This is a genomic window from Spirillospora sp. CA-142024 (assembly GCF_050942325.1).
Lineage (GTDB): Bacteria > Actinomycetota > Actinomycetes > Streptosporangiales > Streptosporangiaceae > Spirillospora.
Map to the genome: position 1 here is coordinate 7499614 of NZ_CP192077.1, position 15742 is coordinate 7515355.

16 protein-coding genes are annotated in these 15742 nt (G+C 70.5%); 5 read left to right on the forward strand and 11 right to left on the reverse strand.

Annotated features, from left to right (window positions below; genetic code table 11):
* Nucleotides 1–3: 3 nt before the first annotated feature.
* Complete coding sequence (locus tag ACQPZP_RS35390; protein WP_433474037.1) at nucleotides 4–1185, reverse strand: trans-sulfuration enzyme family protein; 1182 nt, start codon at nucleotides 1183–1185, stop codon at nucleotides 4–6.
* A 463-nt stretch (nucleotides 1186–1648) separates the two neighbouring features.
* The gene (locus ACQPZP_RS35395; protein WP_433474038.1) at nucleotides 1649–2434 is read right to left on the reverse strand and encodes a DUF2470 domain-containing protein; all 786 of its coding nucleotides are present in this window, start codon (nucleotides 2432–2434) and stop codon (nucleotides 1649–1651) included.
* A 63-nt stretch (nucleotides 2435–2497) separates the two neighbouring features.
* Between ACQPZP_RS35395 and rpsD the strand changes: the two genes are divergently transcribed.
* The gene (gene rpsD / locus ACQPZP_RS35400; RefSeq protein WP_433474039.1) at nucleotides 2498–3103 is read left to right on the forward strand and encodes a 30S ribosomal protein S4; all 606 of its coding nucleotides are present in this window, start codon (nucleotides 2498–2500) and stop codon (nucleotides 3101–3103) included.
* Between the two features lie 6 nt (nucleotides 3104–3109).
* Here rpsD and ACQPZP_RS35405 read toward each other — a convergent pair whose 3' ends face one another.
* The 9 genes from ACQPZP_RS35405 to ACQPZP_RS35445 are packed head-to-tail and all read right to left on the reverse strand — an operon-like array spanning nucleotide 3110 to nucleotide 12357.
* Nucleotides 3110–4084 (reverse strand): hypothetical protein, encoded by a 975-nt coding sequence (locus ACQPZP_RS35405; RefSeq protein WP_433474040.1) that lies wholly within the window; start codon nucleotides 4082–4084, stop codon nucleotides 3110–3112.
* 24 nt (nucleotides 4085–4108) lie between these two features.
* Nucleotides 4109–5404: an MCE family protein gene (locus tag ACQPZP_RS35410; protein ID WP_433474041.1), complete on the reverse strand. Its 1296-nt coding sequence runs from the start codon at nucleotides 5402–5404 to the stop codon at nucleotides 4109–4111.
* On the reverse strand, nucleotides 5401–6474 hold the full coding sequence (locus tag ACQPZP_RS35415; RefSeq protein WP_433474042.1) for an MCE family protein: 1074 nt from the start codon (nucleotides 6472–6474) through the stop codon (nucleotides 5401–5403). Before ACQPZP_RS35415 ends, ACQPZP_RS35410 begins: the two co-directional genes overlap by 4 nt.
* On the reverse strand, nucleotides 6474–7502 hold the full coding sequence (locus ACQPZP_RS35420) for an MCE family protein (protein ID WP_433474043.1): 1029 nt from the start codon (nucleotides 7500–7502) through the stop codon (nucleotides 6474–6476). The genes ACQPZP_RS35415 and ACQPZP_RS35420 overlap by 1 nt, the downstream gene beginning before the upstream one ends.
* A complete protein-coding gene (locus tag ACQPZP_RS35425; protein ID WP_433463754.1) occupies nucleotides 7502–8524 on the reverse strand; it encodes an MCE family protein in 1023 nt (340 codons plus the stop codon). Before ACQPZP_RS35425 ends, ACQPZP_RS35420 begins: the two co-directional genes overlap by 1 nt.
* Entirely contained in the window at nucleotides 8524–9603 is a 1080-nt protein-coding gene (locus ACQPZP_RS35430) for an MCE family protein (protein ID WP_433474044.1), read from the reverse strand. The genes ACQPZP_RS35425 and ACQPZP_RS35430 overlap by 1 nt, the downstream gene beginning before the upstream one ends.
* The gene (locus ACQPZP_RS35435; protein WP_433474045.1) at nucleotides 9600–10703 is read right to left on the reverse strand and encodes an MlaD family protein; all 1104 of its coding nucleotides are present in this window, start codon (nucleotides 10701–10703) and stop codon (nucleotides 9600–9602) included. The genes ACQPZP_RS35430 and ACQPZP_RS35435 overlap by 4 nt, the downstream gene beginning before the upstream one ends.
* Entirely contained in the window at nucleotides 10700–11554 is an 855-nt protein-coding gene (locus ACQPZP_RS35440) for an ABC transporter permease (RefSeq protein ID WP_433463757.1), read from the reverse strand. Before ACQPZP_RS35440 ends, ACQPZP_RS35435 begins: the two co-directional genes overlap by 4 nt.
* Nucleotides 11554–12357 (reverse strand): MlaE family ABC transporter permease, encoded by an 804-nt coding sequence (locus ACQPZP_RS35445; RefSeq protein ID WP_433463758.1) that lies wholly within the window; start codon nucleotides 12355–12357, stop codon nucleotides 11554–11556. The genes ACQPZP_RS35440 and ACQPZP_RS35445 overlap by 1 nt, the downstream gene beginning before the upstream one ends.
* A gap of 285 nt (nucleotides 12358–12642) precedes the next feature.
* Between ACQPZP_RS35445 and ACQPZP_RS35450 the strand changes: the two genes are divergently transcribed.
* The 4 genes from ACQPZP_RS35450 (at nucleotide 12643) to ACQPZP_RS35465 (ending at nucleotide 15728) form a co-directional block, all read left to right on the forward strand.
* Nucleotides 12643–13221 carry a MarR family winged helix-turn-helix transcriptional regulator gene (locus ACQPZP_RS35450; RefSeq protein ID WP_433474046.1) on the forward strand — a complete coding sequence of 193 codons (579 nt, stop codon included), beginning with the start codon at nucleotides 12643–12645 and terminating at the stop codon, nucleotides 13219–13221.
* Nucleotides 13222–13416: 195 nt separating this feature from the next.
* Nucleotides 13417–14193, forward strand: a complete 777-nt coding sequence (locus ACQPZP_RS35455; protein WP_433474047.1) for a lytic transglycosylase domain-containing protein — start codon at nucleotides 13417–13419, stop codon at nucleotides 14191–14193.
* A 60-nt stretch (nucleotides 14194–14253) separates the two neighbouring features.
* Nucleotides 14254–14958 (forward strand): TetR/AcrR family transcriptional regulator, encoded by a 705-nt coding sequence (locus ACQPZP_RS35460; protein ID WP_433463761.1) that lies wholly within the window; start codon nucleotides 14254–14256, stop codon nucleotides 14956–14958.
* On the forward strand, nucleotides 14928–15728 hold the full coding sequence (locus ACQPZP_RS35465; RefSeq protein WP_433474048.1) for an NAD-dependent epimerase/dehydratase family protein: 801 nt from the start codon (nucleotides 14928–14930) through the stop codon (nucleotides 15726–15728). The genes ACQPZP_RS35460 and ACQPZP_RS35465 overlap by 31 nt, the downstream gene beginning before the upstream one ends.
* Nucleotides 15729–15742: the final 14 nt, after the last annotated feature.

Sequence of the window (15742 nt, forward strand, 5' to 3'; positions counted from 1 at the left end):
CGGTCAGGTCGCCTTCCGCAGGGCCTGGTCGATGTCCTGCCAGAGGTCGTCGGGGTGTTCGAGGCCGACGGCGAGGCGCACGGTCCCCTCGCCGATACCGGCGGCGGCGAGGGAGGCCGCGTCCATCTGCCGGTGCGACGTGCTCGCCGGGTGCATCACCAGCGTCGCGATGGCGCCGAGTGACGGGCCCAGGGAGATGAGGCCGACCGCCTCGGAGAACGTGCGCCCGGCCTCGCGGCCGCCGGTCAGTTCGAAGGCGAGGACGCCGCCGGCGCCGTCCGGCAGGAGGCGCTCGGCGACCTCGTGTTGCGGGTGGCCGGGCAGCCCCGGGTAGTGGACGCGGGCGACGGACGGGTGCGCGGCGAGGCGGCCGGCGATGTCCAGGGCGGACGCGCTCTGCCGGGCCACCCGCATCGGCATCGTCGCGAAGCCCCGCACGGTCAGCCAGGCGGCGAACGGGTCGGCGGTGGCGCCCAGTTCGGTGGCGTGCTCCCAGACGCGCTGGTGCACGGACGAGTCGGCGAAGACGGCGGCGCCGCCGATGACGTCGCCGTGCCCGCCGACGTACTTCGTCGTCGAGTGGATGACGATGTCGGCGCCGTGCTCGATGGGCCTGCAGAGAAGCGGCACGAACGTGTTGTCGACGACGGTGAGCACGCCCGTACCGCGGACGGCCTCGGCGAACGCGGGAAGGTCCGTCACGTGCGTGGTGGGGTTGGCGACCGTCTCCAGGTAGAGGAGCCGGGTGGTGGGGCGCAGCGCCTCGCGCACCTCGGCCGGGTCGTCGCCGGAGACGAAGGTGACATCGACGCCCCATCGCGCGGCGAGGTCCTGGAGCAGCGCGTAGGTGCCGCCGTAGAGGGCGGTCTGCGCGATGACGTGGTCGCCGCTCTGGAGCAGCCCCATCAGCACGGTGTTGACGGCGCCCATGCCTGACGCGGTGGCGAGCGCGCCGGCGCCGCCCTCCAACTCGGTGAGCAGCCGTTCGAGCGAGCGGACGGTCGGGTTGCCCATCCGGGCGTAGAAGAACGCCTCGTCCGGGCCCCGGAACGCGGCGGCGAGGTCGTCGGCCGCGTCGAACGAGAACAGGTGGCCCTGGTAGATCGGGACGCCGAGCGGGCGGCTGCCCGCGGGCGTGACCACGGGCGGGTGGACGGCTCGGGTCTGGGGATCGTGTCCGGTCATGTCCCCAGCCTGGTCCGGGATCGGGACGGCGGAAACGGCCAATTCCGACCAGTGGCCCGGACCACGCCCCCGCCCTCGTGCTCCGCGGCGCCGGACCACCGGCCCCGGTCCCCTGTGGGAGACGCCCCCCACATCCCCGACGGAGCCGGCCCGGTCCCCTGTGGGGACGACCCCCACACCCCCCGGAAGAACGGGGCCAGGCCGCCCCCCTGCACTCCGCTGGCGCTCCGTTCCGGGAACCGGCCCGGCCGGGGGCGCCTCCGTCCCCTGGGTCGCCCGGTACGGTCCCGTCGCCTGCTCACCCACCCCGCGAGGGCGAACCGGCGACCGGGGTCGTCCCGGACGGGGTGACGATCGGCGTCCCTCGACCGGAGACCCGAGCATCACCCGGCGGGGCCCGCTCGCGGTATCCGGGAGACCACCGGCAAATTGCCGGGTTTCTCCGTGTTCGCAGGCGTACGTACTACGGGGTGGCCCGGGCGAACAGCCGCCGGTACACGCACCGGAGACCGTGGAGATCACTGACAGGCTCGGCGAAACCGAGCCGCACGTCGAACGACGCGGGCCCGTCCGCCGACGGTGCGGAGCAGCGCAGCCACATTCCGTACCGGTCGAGCGCGAGCGGCCGGACCGGCCCGCTCGGAACGGACTCGGGCAGCAGCCGCGGCAGCTCGCCCCGGTGGGACGCATCCAGATGCGTGAGGATGCCCGCCTCGACGGCGACGAACGGGTCGGGCGCGGCGGCGGCGTACTCCTCGGGTTCGAGGGTGGCGCTCCCCCATGCGTCGTCGACCTCGACCTGCGCGATTTCGAGCGCGAGGACCGTCCACTCGCGTTCGCCGTCCCGCTCGGCGCCGAGGTCGAGCAGTTCCGGGCGCGGGTGCGCGTGCGAGAGCCGGAGCGCGGCGGCGCGCAGTTCCCCGTCCGGTATCTCGCTCAGCCAGCCGTGCAGCCAGGCCCGTCCCCGGACGCGGTCCGGCAGCGGCACCGGCGCGACGTCGGAGATCCGCAGTGTGGCGGGCACGTCGTCCTCACCGGCCAGCGCCGCCACGACCGGCGCGTCCGCCCGGACGAGCAGCAAGGGCCTGCCGTCGCGGTCGGTCGTGTGCGCCGGGACGGGCGCATAGGGGACGCCCGGGGCGACGAGCACGCCGTCCGCGATGCCGTAGGCGAGGGTCCGCGCCCGTTCCGCCGCCGTCGGGCCCTCCACGGTCTGCGTACTCTGCGTGGTCTCCGCTCTCGGCACCATGCCTCCTTGATTTAGTAGGTTAGGCTTGCCTAACTTAGGCATACCTAACCACCAAGGAGAGCGATGAACAACCCCCGTCCCAAAGTGCGGCTTTCGCGGGCGCTCGGGATACCGCTGACGCCGAAGAGCGTGAAGTACTTCGAGGCCCGCCCCTACCCGCCCGGCATGCACGGCCGGGCCCGCAAGCAGGAGACCGACTACAAGATCCGGCTCCGCGAGAAGCAGCGGCTCCGCGCGCAGTACAACATCCGCGAGGCGCAGCTCCGCAACGCCTTCGCCAAGGCCGCCAGGACGGGCGGCAAGACCGGCGAGGCCCTGCTCGTCGACCTCGAACGCCGGCTGGACGCGCTCGTCCTGCGCGCCGGCTTCGCCCGGACGATCTACCAGGCCCGGCAGTTCGTCGTCCACCGGCACGTCCTGGTGAACGGCCGCCGGGTGGACCGGCCGTCGTACCGGCTGCGTCCCGGCGACGTGATCACGGTCGCCGAGCGGAGCCGCTCGATGGTCCCCTTCCAGGTCGCCGCCGCCGGCGGGCACGCCGAGAACGTCCCGCCCTACCTCGACGTCCGGCACGACGCCCTCGCGGCCCGGCTCGCCCGCCTCCCCGAGCGAAGCGAGATCCCCGTCATCTGCGACGAGCAGCTCGTCGTCGAGCACTACTCCCGTTAGGGCGGGTCAGTTCTTCGGCTTCCCGCTCGTCTCCGCCTTCGGCGACTTGGACGTGCCGCCGCTCGGCACGGTCGGGAGCTGGCTCTGCTGCTGGTTCTGGTTCTGGTCGTTGGTCCCCGACGCGTACTGCTTGGTGACCTTCCACTTGCCGTCGATCTTGGCGAGGGCCAGCCGGAGCAACGTCGCGGGGGCCGAGGTCGCGCCGTCCTTCGTCCTGACGTCGATGTCGACCATGACGACGGCGGTGGCGAACCTGCCGTCCACGCTGCCCACGAACACCTGGTTCGTCTTGGACGTCAGCGACAGCTCGGGGTTGCTCTTGAACGTCTCGCCGAGGCTGGGCAGCGTGGTGTTCTTGAAGCTGTCCAGGAGGTCGCCGCCCATGAGCTTCTGCGCCTTGTCCATCTGCGTCTGGTAGTTCTGCGCGTTGTAGTTGAGCGCGACGTCGCCATAGGCGGAGGCGACCTTGCCCACGGCCGCCCTCTCGTCCTGCTTGGACGTCAGGGAGCTCGCGCTCGTCCACTTCCATATGGCCAGGCTCGCCAGCAGGGCGACCAGGACGACGATCACGACCGTCTGCACCACGCTGAGGCCGAAGAGCCCCGCCTGCCCGTCCGCCTGCACGGCGACCTTGGCGCGGGTCGGGGCCTTCTTCGGCTCCTCCTCCTCGGCCTCCTCCTCCGGAGGTTCGAGCCGGGTGGGACGCGGCTTCGCCTTCGCGGTGGCCGGCTTGGCCGCCGGCTTCGCGGCCTTGGCCGGACGCGCCGGGGGCTCCTCCTCGTCCTCCTCGTCCTCGGCGTCGAGCGCCTCCAGGACCTCGTCGAGGTCCTCGTCGTCGATGACCTCGATGACCCGCACCCGGCGCTTGCGCCTCGGCTTCGCCGGCCGTTCCGCGGCCTCGGTCTCCTCGGCCGCCGCCTCCTCCTCGGCCGGGACCGCCTCGACCTCGTCGACCTCGTCCCTGGTGGTCTTGGCTGTCACTTCGGGCACTCCTCGGGATTGGGGTCAGTCCTTGCCCCGACGTCGTCGGGTCAGGCGGGACACCACGGGCACCGAGCCCATCATGACCCTGATCAGCACCAGCAGGGCGATGACCGGGGGAACGTACACTAGCCAAACCGGAGGCCCGCCAGAAGAGCCGCTGTTGTTCGCGGCGTTCTTCGCCTGCACGTTCCGCCGGTCGAGCGCGGGATCGTGGGTCGGGATCGTCTCGCCCGGGTTCTTGGCCTTGTAGGTCTTCTGCTTGGTCACCGCCGGGGTCCGCCCGCCGGGGCAGGTCGGGACCTTGTTCACCTGCGGCTGCGCGAGCGGGTACCTGTACTCCAGCGCCGCGAGCTTCTTCGTCGTGACCTGGAAGACCACGTTCAGGACGGGCTTGCCCTGGTCGGTCCCGATCACGTTGTCCAGGACGACCTTCAGGCGCGGCGCCAGCGCGAGCGTCCGGTTCAGGTCGTACAGGTAGTTCGGGTCGTAGGTCGACACGCCCAGGTTGCCGAGCATGTCCACTGCGCAGCCGAAGTCGGGGGCGGTCTTGTCCAGCAGGCCGTTGACCGTGTTCAGCAGGTCGGGGCCGCGGTCGCGCAGCTCCGCGATCTGCCCGCGGACCTGGCTGAGCGCCGCGGTGAGCGCTGCGAGGTTGTCGACGCCGGCGCCGAGCGACCCGCGGTTCTGGTTCAGCACGTGGGTGATGCGGCCGAGGTCCTTGGTCAGGCCGTCGAGGAGTTCGGTGTTCTGCGCGAACGTCTGGGTCAGGTCGTCGCTGCCGTTGATGATCTGCCGGAGCGAGTCCTCGCGTCCGGCCCAGCCCTCGGCCAGCTCGTGGGTGAGCACCTTGGCGTCGTCGGGGTTGATCGCCTTGAGGGTGTCGATGACCGCGCCGAACAGGTCGCCGTACTTGGGCGGGACCTTGGTCTGCGAGACCGGGATGACGGTGCCGGGCTTCATCGGCGGGGCGTCCGCCCTGCCGGCGCCCGGGGTCAGCTCGACCACCGGCTCACCGACCGCGGACTTGCGGGCCGCGGCCGCGGTGACCCCCTGCGGGATCTTGACGCCGCGGTCCATGTCCAGCTTGACGACGACGCGGTCCTTCTCCAGCCGCACCGAGTCGATCTTGCCGACCCGCAGGCCGAGATAGTCGACCTCGAAGTTCGGGTGCAGTCCGGGCGAGGACTCGAACTCCGCGGTGATGTGGTACGGCCGGTCGATGAAGTCGAACCGGATGACGTTGTTGAACGCCCACAGGACCATGACCGCGGCGAGCACGCCGAAGGCCGCCAGGTTGATCGTCAGTCGCCTGTTCATCCGCGCGGCTCCAGGATCTTGTCGAGGTCCGGCAGCGCGCCTTGGAGCTGCTTCGGGATCTCGGGCGACCGGGCGGATTTCTGCTGCTTCTTCTTCGGGTTCTCGCTGAGACCCGGGAAGATCGGCGTCCCGTCCGGCCAGACGAGGCGGACGATCGGGTAGAGCAGCAGCTGGCCGTCGTAGCTGGCCCGCGGGAGCTTGTCGGTGAAGGTGACCAGCCCGTTCACCAGGTCGGTGAGCCGCTTGCGGTTGCCGCCGAGCTGCTGCAGGACGGGGTCGAGGTCGCGCAGCAGCGTGCGGAACCGCAGGATGCGCCCCTCCAGCACCTTGTCGTTCAGCTCGCGGGCCATCATGGTGAGCCGGTCGACCGTCTTGATGATCTTGTATTTGTCCTGGTTCAGCAGCCGGGTGGTGCGTTCGAGCTGCCCCGGAAGCCGGCCCAGCGCATCGCTGCCGTTGGCGAGCGACCGGCCGAGCTTCGCGAACCGGTCGACGGACTCGCCCAGCTCGCGGCGCTGCTCGGCGAACATCCTGAGCAGCTCGCCGGCCTGCGCGATCGTCTTGTTGAGCTTCTGCCCCTCGCCGTCCAGGGCGGTGGCCCCGGCGTTGACGACCGTGGCGACGTCGTCCCCGGCGAGCGCCTGGATGAGCGGGCCGGCCTGCCCGACGACCTGCTCGAACGCGGGCTGGACGCTGGTGTCGGTGATCGCGGCGCCGGTGGCGTAGAACGGGCCGCGGTCCATGCTCGCGCCCGGCGGCATCTGCAGGTCCACGTAGTTCTCGCCGAGCAGCGACGTCACCTTGATCTCGGCCCGCGTCCCCTTCGGGATCTTGATGCCGTCCTTGATGGACAGCGTCGCCTTCGCCTTGTAGCCGGCGAGCTCGACCTTCGTGACGGTGCCGATCGTGATGTCGGACATCTTCACGCTGTGGCCGGCGACGAGGCCCTGCGCGTCGTCGAACGTGGCGGTGAGCTTCAGGTCGCCCTTGGGCGCGCCCGCCGTCTTGTAGGAGCAGCCCGAGACCGCGAGCGCCATGGCGACGATGAGCATCAGCACCTTCCTGCTCATCAGTTGCCTCCGTTCTGCCAGGGACAGTTGGAGTTGGGCGCGGGCAGCGGGCAGCCGACCTCGTCGCTGTTCATCAGGCCCTTGAGCCAGGTGCGCAGGAACGCGTCCGAGGCGAACCGGATCTGCAGCGACTTGTTCTTCGGGTTGAAGCCGCCGATGAGCGCGTCGCTGATGCCGGGCAGCACGCGGATCAGCTGCGCCAGCTCCTTGGCGTTGCCCTTGAGGACGAGCGCCGTCCGGGTGAGGACGGCCAGGTCGTACGGCAGCTTCCCCTTGTACTTCTGCAGGAGCTTGTCGCCGTTCTTGGACAGCTCCAGGATGCCGCCGATCAGCTGCTGCAGCTCGCCGCGCTCGGAGCTGAGCACCTGGCTGGCGGTGCCGAAGTCGCGGATCACCGTGCCGAGGACCTGCTCGCGTCCGCGCACGACGCCGGCGAGCCGGCTGAGGTTCTGCGCGACCTCGATCAGTTCCTTGTCCTGGCCGGCGACGTTCTCGACGAGCCGGGCGCTCTGTTCCAGGGTGGCGTTGAACTCCTTGCCGTTGCCCCGGACGGTGTCGGCGGCGGTGCCGAGCGCGTTCTGCATCTTGGTCGGGTCGAGCGCGTTCGCGAGGTTGGTGAACGAGCTGAGCGCGTCGTCCACCTCGACGGGCACGTGGGTGCGCTCGATCGGGATGACGTCCGAGGTCTCCTTGACCTCGCCCGGCTTCCACGCCGGATGCAGGACGAGGTTGCGCTCGCCGATCAGGTTCAGCGGGACGATCGACGCCTGCACGCCCTTCGGCAGCGGGACGTCCCGGCGCAGGTGGAACGTCACCTTGACCCGGTCGCCCTGGTTCTCGACCTTGTCGACCAGGCCCACGTCGGCGCCCATGACCTTGACCTTCGACTTCTCGTAGAAGGAGCGGGCCTTCGGGACGTAGACGACCATGGTGCGGTCGCCGCTCGCGGACGGGGCGAGCGAGCAGCCGCCGAGCGACGCCGTCAGTGCGAGGACGAGCGCGACGGCGATTCCTTTCCCTCTGCTCATCAGTTGCCTCCCTGCGGCCGCCGCGTGGAGATCGGGCCGGGGGGCTGCAGCGGGCCGAGCCCGGTGAGCAGGCCCTCGATCCAGGCGCCGTTGCCCTTCAGGTTGGCGACCTGCTGGAACGTCGGGCCGAGCAGCGAGAAGTCGGTGTTCAGCGCGTCCATGTTGGGCGCGAGCCGTGTCGTGAGCAGGTGCAGGTTGTCCAGGAGCGTGTCGAGCTCCTTCTGGTTCTTGGAGATCACGTTGGACAGCGTCCGGACGGTGCGGTTGCCCTGCCCGATCGTCGCGGCGAGCTCGTTGCGGCGCCGGACGAGCGACTGCAGCAGCACCTGGCTGGCGTTGATGATCTGGCGGAGCTCCTCGTCCTTGCCGGCCAGCGTGCCGGTGATCGTCTTGCTGTTCTCGATCAGCCGCTGGATCTCCGGGTAGGAGTCGTTCAGCATCCGGGACAGGTCCTGGATGTTGACCAGGATCCGGTGCAGCTTCGCCGCGCCGGGAGACTTGATCTTGTTGACCTCGGTGAGCAGCTTGTCGATGCTCTTCTGGTCGAGCTTGCCGACGATGTTCTGCGCGCCCTCCAGGGCGTCCGGGACGGTGAACGGGACGCTGGTGCGCGACAGCGGGATCCGCCGCCGGGACTCCGGCACGTCCGCAAGGTAGGGCTTGGAGACCGGGCCGGACAGCCGCAGGTACCGGCCGCCGAGCAGCGTCGTCGTCTGGATCTCGGCGCGGGTCTTCGGGCCGAGGTCGATCCCGGCGTTCACGTGCCAGGTGACGATGATCCTGCCGTGCCGGAAGTCCGGCTCGACCCCGGTGATCCGGCCCGACTTCACGCCCGCGACCCGCACGTCCTGGCCCTTCTTGAGCCCGGCGGCGTCGCTGAACTCGCCGCTCATCGTGTAGCCGCGGTCGAGCAGGTGCAGCTGGCCGATGGCGAACGCGAACACGCAGCCGGCGGCGAGCGCGGTCAGGGTGACGATCGCGACGATCTTGTGGTTGACGTCCCGCAGGGACTTCAGCGCCATCAGCCGCCACCCCCCAGCAGCATCTTCTTCAGCTTGGTGAGGTCGTCCTTGCTGGGGGCGCCGGCGCCGGGGGACTTCGGCAGCGACATCGGGAACGGGCACGGGCCCTGCACGATGTTCAGGCAGAGCGCGTCGGTGCGCAGGTAGTGGCCGCCGTTCGCGGACGCGAACAGCTGCCGGAGCGTCAGCGGGAGCTGCCGCACCATCTTCTCCAGCTGGTCGACGTTCAGCCGGAACGTCTCGCTGAACCTGCCGAGGTTGTCGATGATGCGGGCGAGCTGCGCGTCGTTGCCGCCGAGCACCTGGTTGAGGTTGGTGGTGACGCCGGAGATCTCCACGACCGCGTTCTCCAGCAGTCTGCGGTTGCCCGCGAACACCTTGGTGAGCGATTCGAGGTTGTCGATGCTGGCGGCGATCTGCCGGTCCCGGGTGGCGATCGCGTCGCTCACCGTCTCGTAGTCGTCGATCATCCCCTTGATCGTGTTCTTCCGGGCCGCGAACGTCTGGAGCAGCATGTCCAGGTTGTCGGTCAGCACCGAGATGTTCTGCTCGTTGCCGTCCAGCGCCTGGGAGAACGCGAAGAGGATCTTGTTGAGCTGGTTCGGGTCCAGGTTGCGGGTCAGCGGGCCGAGGCTGTTGACGATGTCGCCGAGGTCCACGACCGACCTCGTGTGCGGGACGCGGTCGCCGTCGCCGAGCCTGCCCTGGCTCGTTCCCGGCTCCAGGTAGACGACCCGCTGCCCCATCACGTTGCGCCAGCGGATCGCGGCGGTGGAGTCGGACGGGAGCCGGACGTCCTTGTCGACCGCCATGCCGACCACGGCCTTGCCTCGCACCACCTTGATGCTCTTGACCTGGCCGACGGGCGTCCCGGCGACCTTCACGGCGTCGCCCTCCAGCAGGCCGGTGACGTCGTCGAAGGTGGCGGTCAGCTTGTAGCGGTCGCTGAAGCTGGTGCCGAGGATCTGCTGGCCGATGTAGAACGTGAGCATCCCGGTCAGCGCCACGAACACCAGGAACTTGACGATCGTGGAGTACTCGGGCCCGCGCGCGGCCTTGCCGCGCATCCGCGGGCTCACGGCCGCGTTCCCGTCGCCGCGCCGCCCTGTTTGCGCTGCCCGCCCGTCCTGCCGGGGAGTTGCAGGTCGAACGCCGTGGCCTGCGGCGTGGACGGGCAGATGTCGATGAAGATCTGGCAGATGTCCAGCGGGAGGTCGTCGCGGGCCTGGGCGATCAGGGTGCCCGACGGCCCCGGGACGCGGATGATCTGCGACAGCAGGCCGAAGAAGCCGTTCAGGCTGTCCAGCAGCACCGGGATGTTGCGGCGCTGGCCGTTCAGCACGTGCACGACGTCGCCGCCCGTGTCGATGATCTTGCCAAGGTTGCGGCCGTGCTGCTGCAGGTTGGTGCCGACCGTCTCGCCGAGCCGGCTGGACTCGTCCAGCAGCTGGGTGACCTTGTCGGGACGCTCGTTGATCACCTGCGCGAGCCGGTTGAAGTCGCCGGCGAACCGGGTGATGGTGTCGCCGCGGGAGGCGAACGTTCCCGACAGGCCGTTGATGTCGTTCAGCAGCGACTGGATCGCCGCCCGGTCCCGGTAGGTCGCGTCCACGACGATCGCGCCGTTGTCGATCGTCCGGCGGAGCGCGGGCCCCTGGCCGGAGAGGCCGGAGCCGAACGTGCGCAGGATCGTCGCCACGTCGTCGGGGTCGATCGCCTTGGTGAGCCGGTAGGTGGGCCACGCCGTGTCGGACAGCTCCTGCGGGTCGTGCGTCTTCGCGATCTTCCCGCCGTCCTTCAGGTAGGGGCCGGTCAGCTCGTGCGAGCCGAGGTCGAGGGCGAGGTCCTTCGGGCCGAACACCGAGACCGGCTCGACCGTCGCGGCGGCCGTGTCGGCGATCTTCACTCCCTTGTCGATCCGGAACCGGACGGTGACCCGGCCGCTGTCGTCGAGCCTGATGCGGTCGACGTCGCCGACCGCGATGCCGCGGATCTTCACCTCCGACTTGCCCGGGTCCAGCCCCTGCCCGGCCCGTCCGAACGTCGCGTCGAAGTAGGTGGAGCCCGCGTGGGACGGCGTCGAGCCGATCGCGACGAACGCCGCGGCGGCGGCGATCACGGCCGCGCCGGCCAGCCCGAAGAGCGTCCGGGAGCGGCTGGAGAGCGTCTCGTCGCTCATCCGGTCAACTTCACTGTGCTGCCGTGGCCCCAGAAGATGTACGACAGGACCAGGTTCATGAGGATCATCAGGATGGTCGACTCCCGGATCGCGCGGCCCGCGGCCACGCCGACGCCGACCGGTCCGCCCGCCGCGTAGTAGCCGCGGTAGCAGTGGATGAACATGATGATGAACGCGAACACCGCGACCTTGATGACGCTGTAGAACACGTCGATCGGCGGCAGGTAGAGGTGAAAGTAGTAGTCGTAGATGCCGGGCGAAAGCCCGAAGTACTGGATCGTGATGAACCTGGTGGCGAAGAACGCCATGAACAGCGACACCAGGTACAGCGGCACCAGTGCGATCACGCCGGCCGCGACCCGGGTGCACACCAGGTAGGCCAGCGAGTTGATGCCCATGACCTCCAGCGCGTCGATCTCCTCGGAGATCCGCATCGCGCCGATCTCCGCGGTGAACCCGGTGCCGACCTGTGCCACCAGCGCGACGCCCGCGATGATCGGGGTGACCTCGCGGACGTTGGAGTAGCTCGCGACCAGCCCGGTGAACGCCTCCGCGCCGATGCGCTCCAGCCCTGGGTAGCCCTGCAGGCCGACCATCGCGCCGGTGGCGAGCGACATCGTCGCGATGACGAAGATCATGCCGCCGCCGATGACCAGCGCGCCGACGCCGACGGTGATGTCGCTGACCTGCTTGGCGAGCGTCTTGCCGTACTTGCGCCGCAGGATGATGTCGACGAAGAGGTGGTAGAGGACCCGGCCGAGGAACACCGGCAGGTCGGCCGACGCGGCGAGGCCCGCGGTCCGGCCCTTCACGGCACGGCCCAGCTTGCGGACGGGGGAAATGGCGACCATCAGAACCTCGGGGGGAAGAGGACCTGGTAGATCATGGTGAGGATGTAGTTCGTCGCGAACACCACGATCGAGGTGACCACCACCGCCCGGTTGACCGCGCGGCCGACGCCGACCGGCCCGAAGTCGCAGTTCATGCCCATGTAGCAGGCGACCGCGGCGGCGATGAACCCGAACACCCACGCCTTGAACAGGGTGATCACCAGGTCCGAGAACTGCAGCAGGGCGGTCGCGCCGTCGAAGAACGCGCCGGGGCTGACGCCCTGCTGGATGACGTTGAAGTAGTAGCCGCCGATGACGCCCGCCAGGATCACCACCGAGCACAGCAGCCCGGACACCATGCTCGCCGCCCACAGCCTGGGGGTGACCAGGCGGTGGATCGGGTTGATGCCCATGACCTCCATCGCCGCGAGTTCGTCGCGGATGTTGCGGGCCCCCATGTCCGCGGTGATGGCCGAGCCGCCGACACCGGAGACCAGCAGCGCGGCCGCCAGCGGCGCCACCTGCTGGATCATCGCCGCGGTCAGCAGCGCGCCGGTCCCCGACTGCGCGCCGAGCTGCCGGGCGATGTCGCCCACCTGGAGGGAGATGGTCGCGCCGAGCGGCACCGCGATGAGCATGACCGGCACGCTGGTCACCCGCGCGAGGAACCAGCACTGCTCGATGAACTCGCCCCACCACTGGCGCAGGTCCCAGGTGCGGCGCAGCCCTTCGAGAAGGGTCACGCACAGCAGTCCGGTCTCGTCGAGCGCCCGCTCGACGCGTCTGCGTGCCAGGTCCGGGGCCTTCGTCAGGCTCAGGGCCATCAGCCGGTGACCTCCCCCAAAGGGGGTTGGTGAAGGTTCACTCCAGCCTCCTTAGTGCTCGGACGTCGGCGCCCATCCGAAACTCCGGATCCCGTCGTGCCACGGCGGCGCCCTTGTCGTGCTCCTTGCGCGCCACCGCGGTCTCGGCCGAGACCGGCTACCACATCCGGCTCCGCGCACCCTACAGAGCACACGGGCACCGCCTGTGATTTGAGGCACTCTATTGGAAGAAGGTCTAAGAAGCGAGTACTTACATCTGGTTTTGTCCGAAGCTACGATCAGCCGGTGCAGACGAAGGCGCGACGAAGCGTAGACGAGGACATGGACGACGGCGTGGACCCGCTGGTCATGGGCGTGCGGGACCGGTGGGAGGGCCAGGGGCTGCACGGCGATCCCTGGCCGTTCCTGGCGATCTGCTCGGTCGGGCGGCTCAACCAGCTGCTCAAGAAGGCCCTGGACATCGAGTTGAAGCGGCTGGACCTGACCCGGACGGGGTACTTCCTGCTGACCACCCTCGCGCTGACCGTCCACGGGCGGGCGCGGCTGAGCACGCTCGGCCGGATCCTGATGATGCACCCGACGACGGTGAAGCTCACCGTGGACCAGCTGGAGGCGGCCGGGCTCGTCAGCCGCGCCCGGCACCCCCGCGACCGGCGCGCCACTCTCGTCGAGATCACGGCCGCGGGACGCGAGCGGGCCAACGAGGTGAGCCTGGCGCTGGAGTCGCCGGGCGGCGCCCTGGCGGTGTTCGGCGGGATGCACCGCGACCTCTTCGAGGCGCTGCAGCCGGCGCGCCTCGCCGCCGGCGATGTGGAACTGCTGAACCCGGGTGCGGGACGGAGACGGTCCCGCGGCGATGGGTGAACCGCGTACCCTACGGTCCACGTATCTGCTCTTCGACGACACGACACCCGGGCGATAAGGCAGTCTTCTCCTATGCCACAGAGTCACGGCACTCGCAGACGTCCCACTGAAAAGGCCGACGGCGCTTCGGGGGGCGCGCGGGGTCGTCGCTCCTCGAAACGCGGCGCCACCAGGCAGAACACCCGCTCCGGACGGGTGCCGCCACCGAGGACGGCGCCCGAGGCGCACGGCGGCCCGGATCCGTACGGGTCCGGCCCGTACGGGCCGGACGACCCCCGCGAACCGGCGGAGGGCCCCGGCCGCTCCCCGCGCGGGAAGCGGCGGGTGCGGCGGGCGCTCACCAGCAACGTCACCATCACCGTCGCGGCGATCGGGGTGCTGGGCGCGGCGCTGACGGTGGTCGACCTCGGCAGCTTCGTGGACGGCGGGACCAAGCCGCCGAAGGCCGCCTCCGCCGGCCTGTCCACCAACGACATGCTCACCAAGCTGACCTCGGCGTCCGACATGGACAAGGTGGCGGCCGACGTCATCGCGAACGCCAAGAAGCGGGCCTACGAGGAGCACCAGCGCGAGCTGAAGCGGCTCAAGGAGAAGGCCAAGCGGGACGCGGCGGCGCGGGCGAAGCTGAAGGCGGAGCAGGAGAAGGAGCGGCTCGCCAAGCTGAACCCGAGCGCCGGGCAGAACAAGGCGTACGGCAAGAAGATGAACGCGCTCAAGGGATGGGACCGCTGCTGGCCGTCCCTGCTGACGCTGTGGAACCACGAGAGCGGCTGGAACGAGCGGGCCGAGAACCCGGGCAGCGGCGCCTACGGCATCCCGCAGGCACTGCCCGGCTCCAAGCTGGCGAGCGCCGGGGCCGACTGGCGCACGAGTTCCCCCACCCAGATCGCCTGGGGCCTCGGCTACATCAAGGCCCGCTACAAGGACCCGTGCGGCGCGTGGGACTGGTGGCAGGCCCACAACTGGTACTGAGCCGCACCGGACTCGCGCCGCCGCCGGGTCCCGGAGCCCCCGAACTGGCACCATGGAGGCATGCGGACGAGCAGGGCGCGCCAGGCGAACGGCGCGGGTGAGGGCGGGGACCGCGCCGAAGGCGCTCCGGAGGAGGGCGCCGGGAGCCGTCCCGCGTCGCGGGGCAACGGCGAGGGCCGCCAGTGGGCCCGCGCCGACGCGACCCGGCAGGCGCTGCTGACCGCGGCTCTGCGGGTGTTCGCCGACCGCGGCTACGCCGACGCGGGCATCGCCGAGATCGTCGAGCGCTCCGGCATCAGCGTCGGCAGCCTCTACCACCACTACGGCGGCAAGGCCGGACTGTACGTGGCGCTCTGGGAGGAGCTCACCGCGGAGCAGGAGGCGAGCGCCGCGCAGGCCGTGTCCGCCGCGCGCAAGGACGGCGAGTCCGACCCGATCGCGCTGTTCATCGCGGGCGCCCGCGCCTATCTGCGGGTGTGCTGGGAGCGGCGGGAGGCGGCCCGGCTGTTCCTCGCCGGCGAGGGCCCGTCCGGGTCTTCGCTGATGCGCCGCAGCCGCGCCCAGCACTGGATCGCGCAGAACACCAAGCTGCTGCGCGGCTCGTCCGCCGGGGAGCCCGCCGGACGCCCGGAGCAGGTGCTGAGCCTCGTGCTCACCACGGTGATCGGCGAGGCCGGCCGGGAGATCGCCACCGCGGAGAACGAGGCGGAGTCCGCGGAGATCATCGACGAGGTGTGCCGCATCCTGATCCGCCTGGCCCGCTGATGGCGCTCGGGACGGTCGTGCTGACCGGCGCGGCCGGACGGGTCGGCACCGCGCTGCGGACGCCGCTGCGCGACGAGGCGGAGCGGCTCGTGCTCGCCGACCGCGCGCCGCTGCACGTGGAGGCGCCCAACGAGGTCGTCCACCGCACGGACCTCTCGGACCCGGCCCGGATCGTCGAGGGCGCGGACGCGATCGTCCATCTGGCCGGGGTGCCGGACGAGGCGCCGTTCCCCGACCTGGTCGAGGGCAACATCCTCGGAACCCAGCGCATCCTGGAGGCCGCGCGGGTCACCGGCGTCCCGCGCGTCGTGCTCGCGAGCAGCAACCGGCTGACCGGCTGCTACCCGTCCACCGAGACCGTGTCGCCCGCCATGCCGCCGCGGCCGGACGGCCTGTACGGGGTGAGCAAGGTCGCCGTCGAGGCCCTCGGCCGCCTCTACGCCGACAAGTTCGGCCTTGACGTGGTGTGCCTGCGCATCGGCAGCCTCGAACTGCATCCGTCCGAGCCCCGGCACCTCGCCACCTGGCTGAGCCACCGCGACTGCGCGGGGTTCGTCCGTGCCGCGCTGACCGTCCCGTCGCCGGGGTTCCTCGCCGCCTACGCGGTGTCCGCCAACGCACGCCGATTCTGGGAACTCGATGCGCGGCTCGGCTACGAGCCGCGCGACGACGCGGCGTCCTACGACATCCCGGACACTTTTGTCAGGGACGGCGTGCCGCAGGGCGGCGATTTCGCGTCTGCCGAGTTCACGCTCCCCTACCTGGGCTGAACGGCTGGCGCGGG

What these genes read in the sequence shown, in the direction of transcription:
- ACQPZP_RS35390 (WP_433474037.1), bottom strand. Translation starts at nt 1,185, where the DNA reads ATGACCGGACACGATCCCCAGACCCGAGCCGTCCACCCGCCCGTGGTC.
- ACQPZP_RS35395 (WP_433474038.1), bottom strand. Translation starts at nt 2,434, where the DNA reads ATGGTGCCGAGAGCGGAGACCACGCAGAGTACGCAGACCGTGGAGGGC.
- rpsD (WP_433474039.1), top strand. Translation starts at nt 2,498, where the DNA reads ATGAACAACCCCCGTCCCAAAGTGCGGCTTTCGCGGGCGCTCGGGATA.
- ACQPZP_RS35410 (WP_433474041.1), bottom strand. Translation starts at nt 5,404, where the DNA reads ATGAACAGGCGACTGACGATCAACCTGGCGGCCTTCGGCGTGCTCGCC.
- ACQPZP_RS35415 (WP_433474042.1), bottom strand. Translation starts at nt 6,474, where the DNA reads ATGAGCAGGAAGGTGCTGATGCTCATCGTCGCCATGGCGCTCGCGGTC.
- ACQPZP_RS35420 (WP_433474043.1), bottom strand. Translation starts at nt 7,502, where the DNA reads ATGAGCAGAGGGAAAGGAATCGCCGTCGCGCTCGTCCTCGCACTGACG.
- ACQPZP_RS35425 (WP_433463754.1), bottom strand. Translation starts at nt 8,524, where the DNA reads ATGGCGCTGAAGTCCCTGCGGGACGTCAACCACAAGATCGTCGCGATC.
- ACQPZP_RS35435 (WP_433474045.1), bottom strand. Translation starts at nt 10,703, where the DNA reads ATGAGCGACGAGACGCTCTCCAGCCGCTCCCGGACGCTCTTCGGGCTG.
- ACQPZP_RS35440 (WP_433463757.1), bottom strand. Translation starts at nt 11,554, where the DNA reads ATGGTCGCCATTTCCCCCGTCCGCAAGCTGGGCCGTGCCGTGAAGGGC.
- ACQPZP_RS35445 (WP_433463758.1), bottom strand. Translation starts at nt 12,357, where the DNA reads ATGGCCCTGAGCCTGACGAAGGCCCCGGACCTGGCACGCAGACGCGTC.
- ACQPZP_RS35460 (WP_433463761.1), top strand. Translation starts at nt 14,254, where the DNA reads ATGCGGACGAGCAGGGCGCGCCAGGCGAACGGCGCGGGTGAGGGCGGG.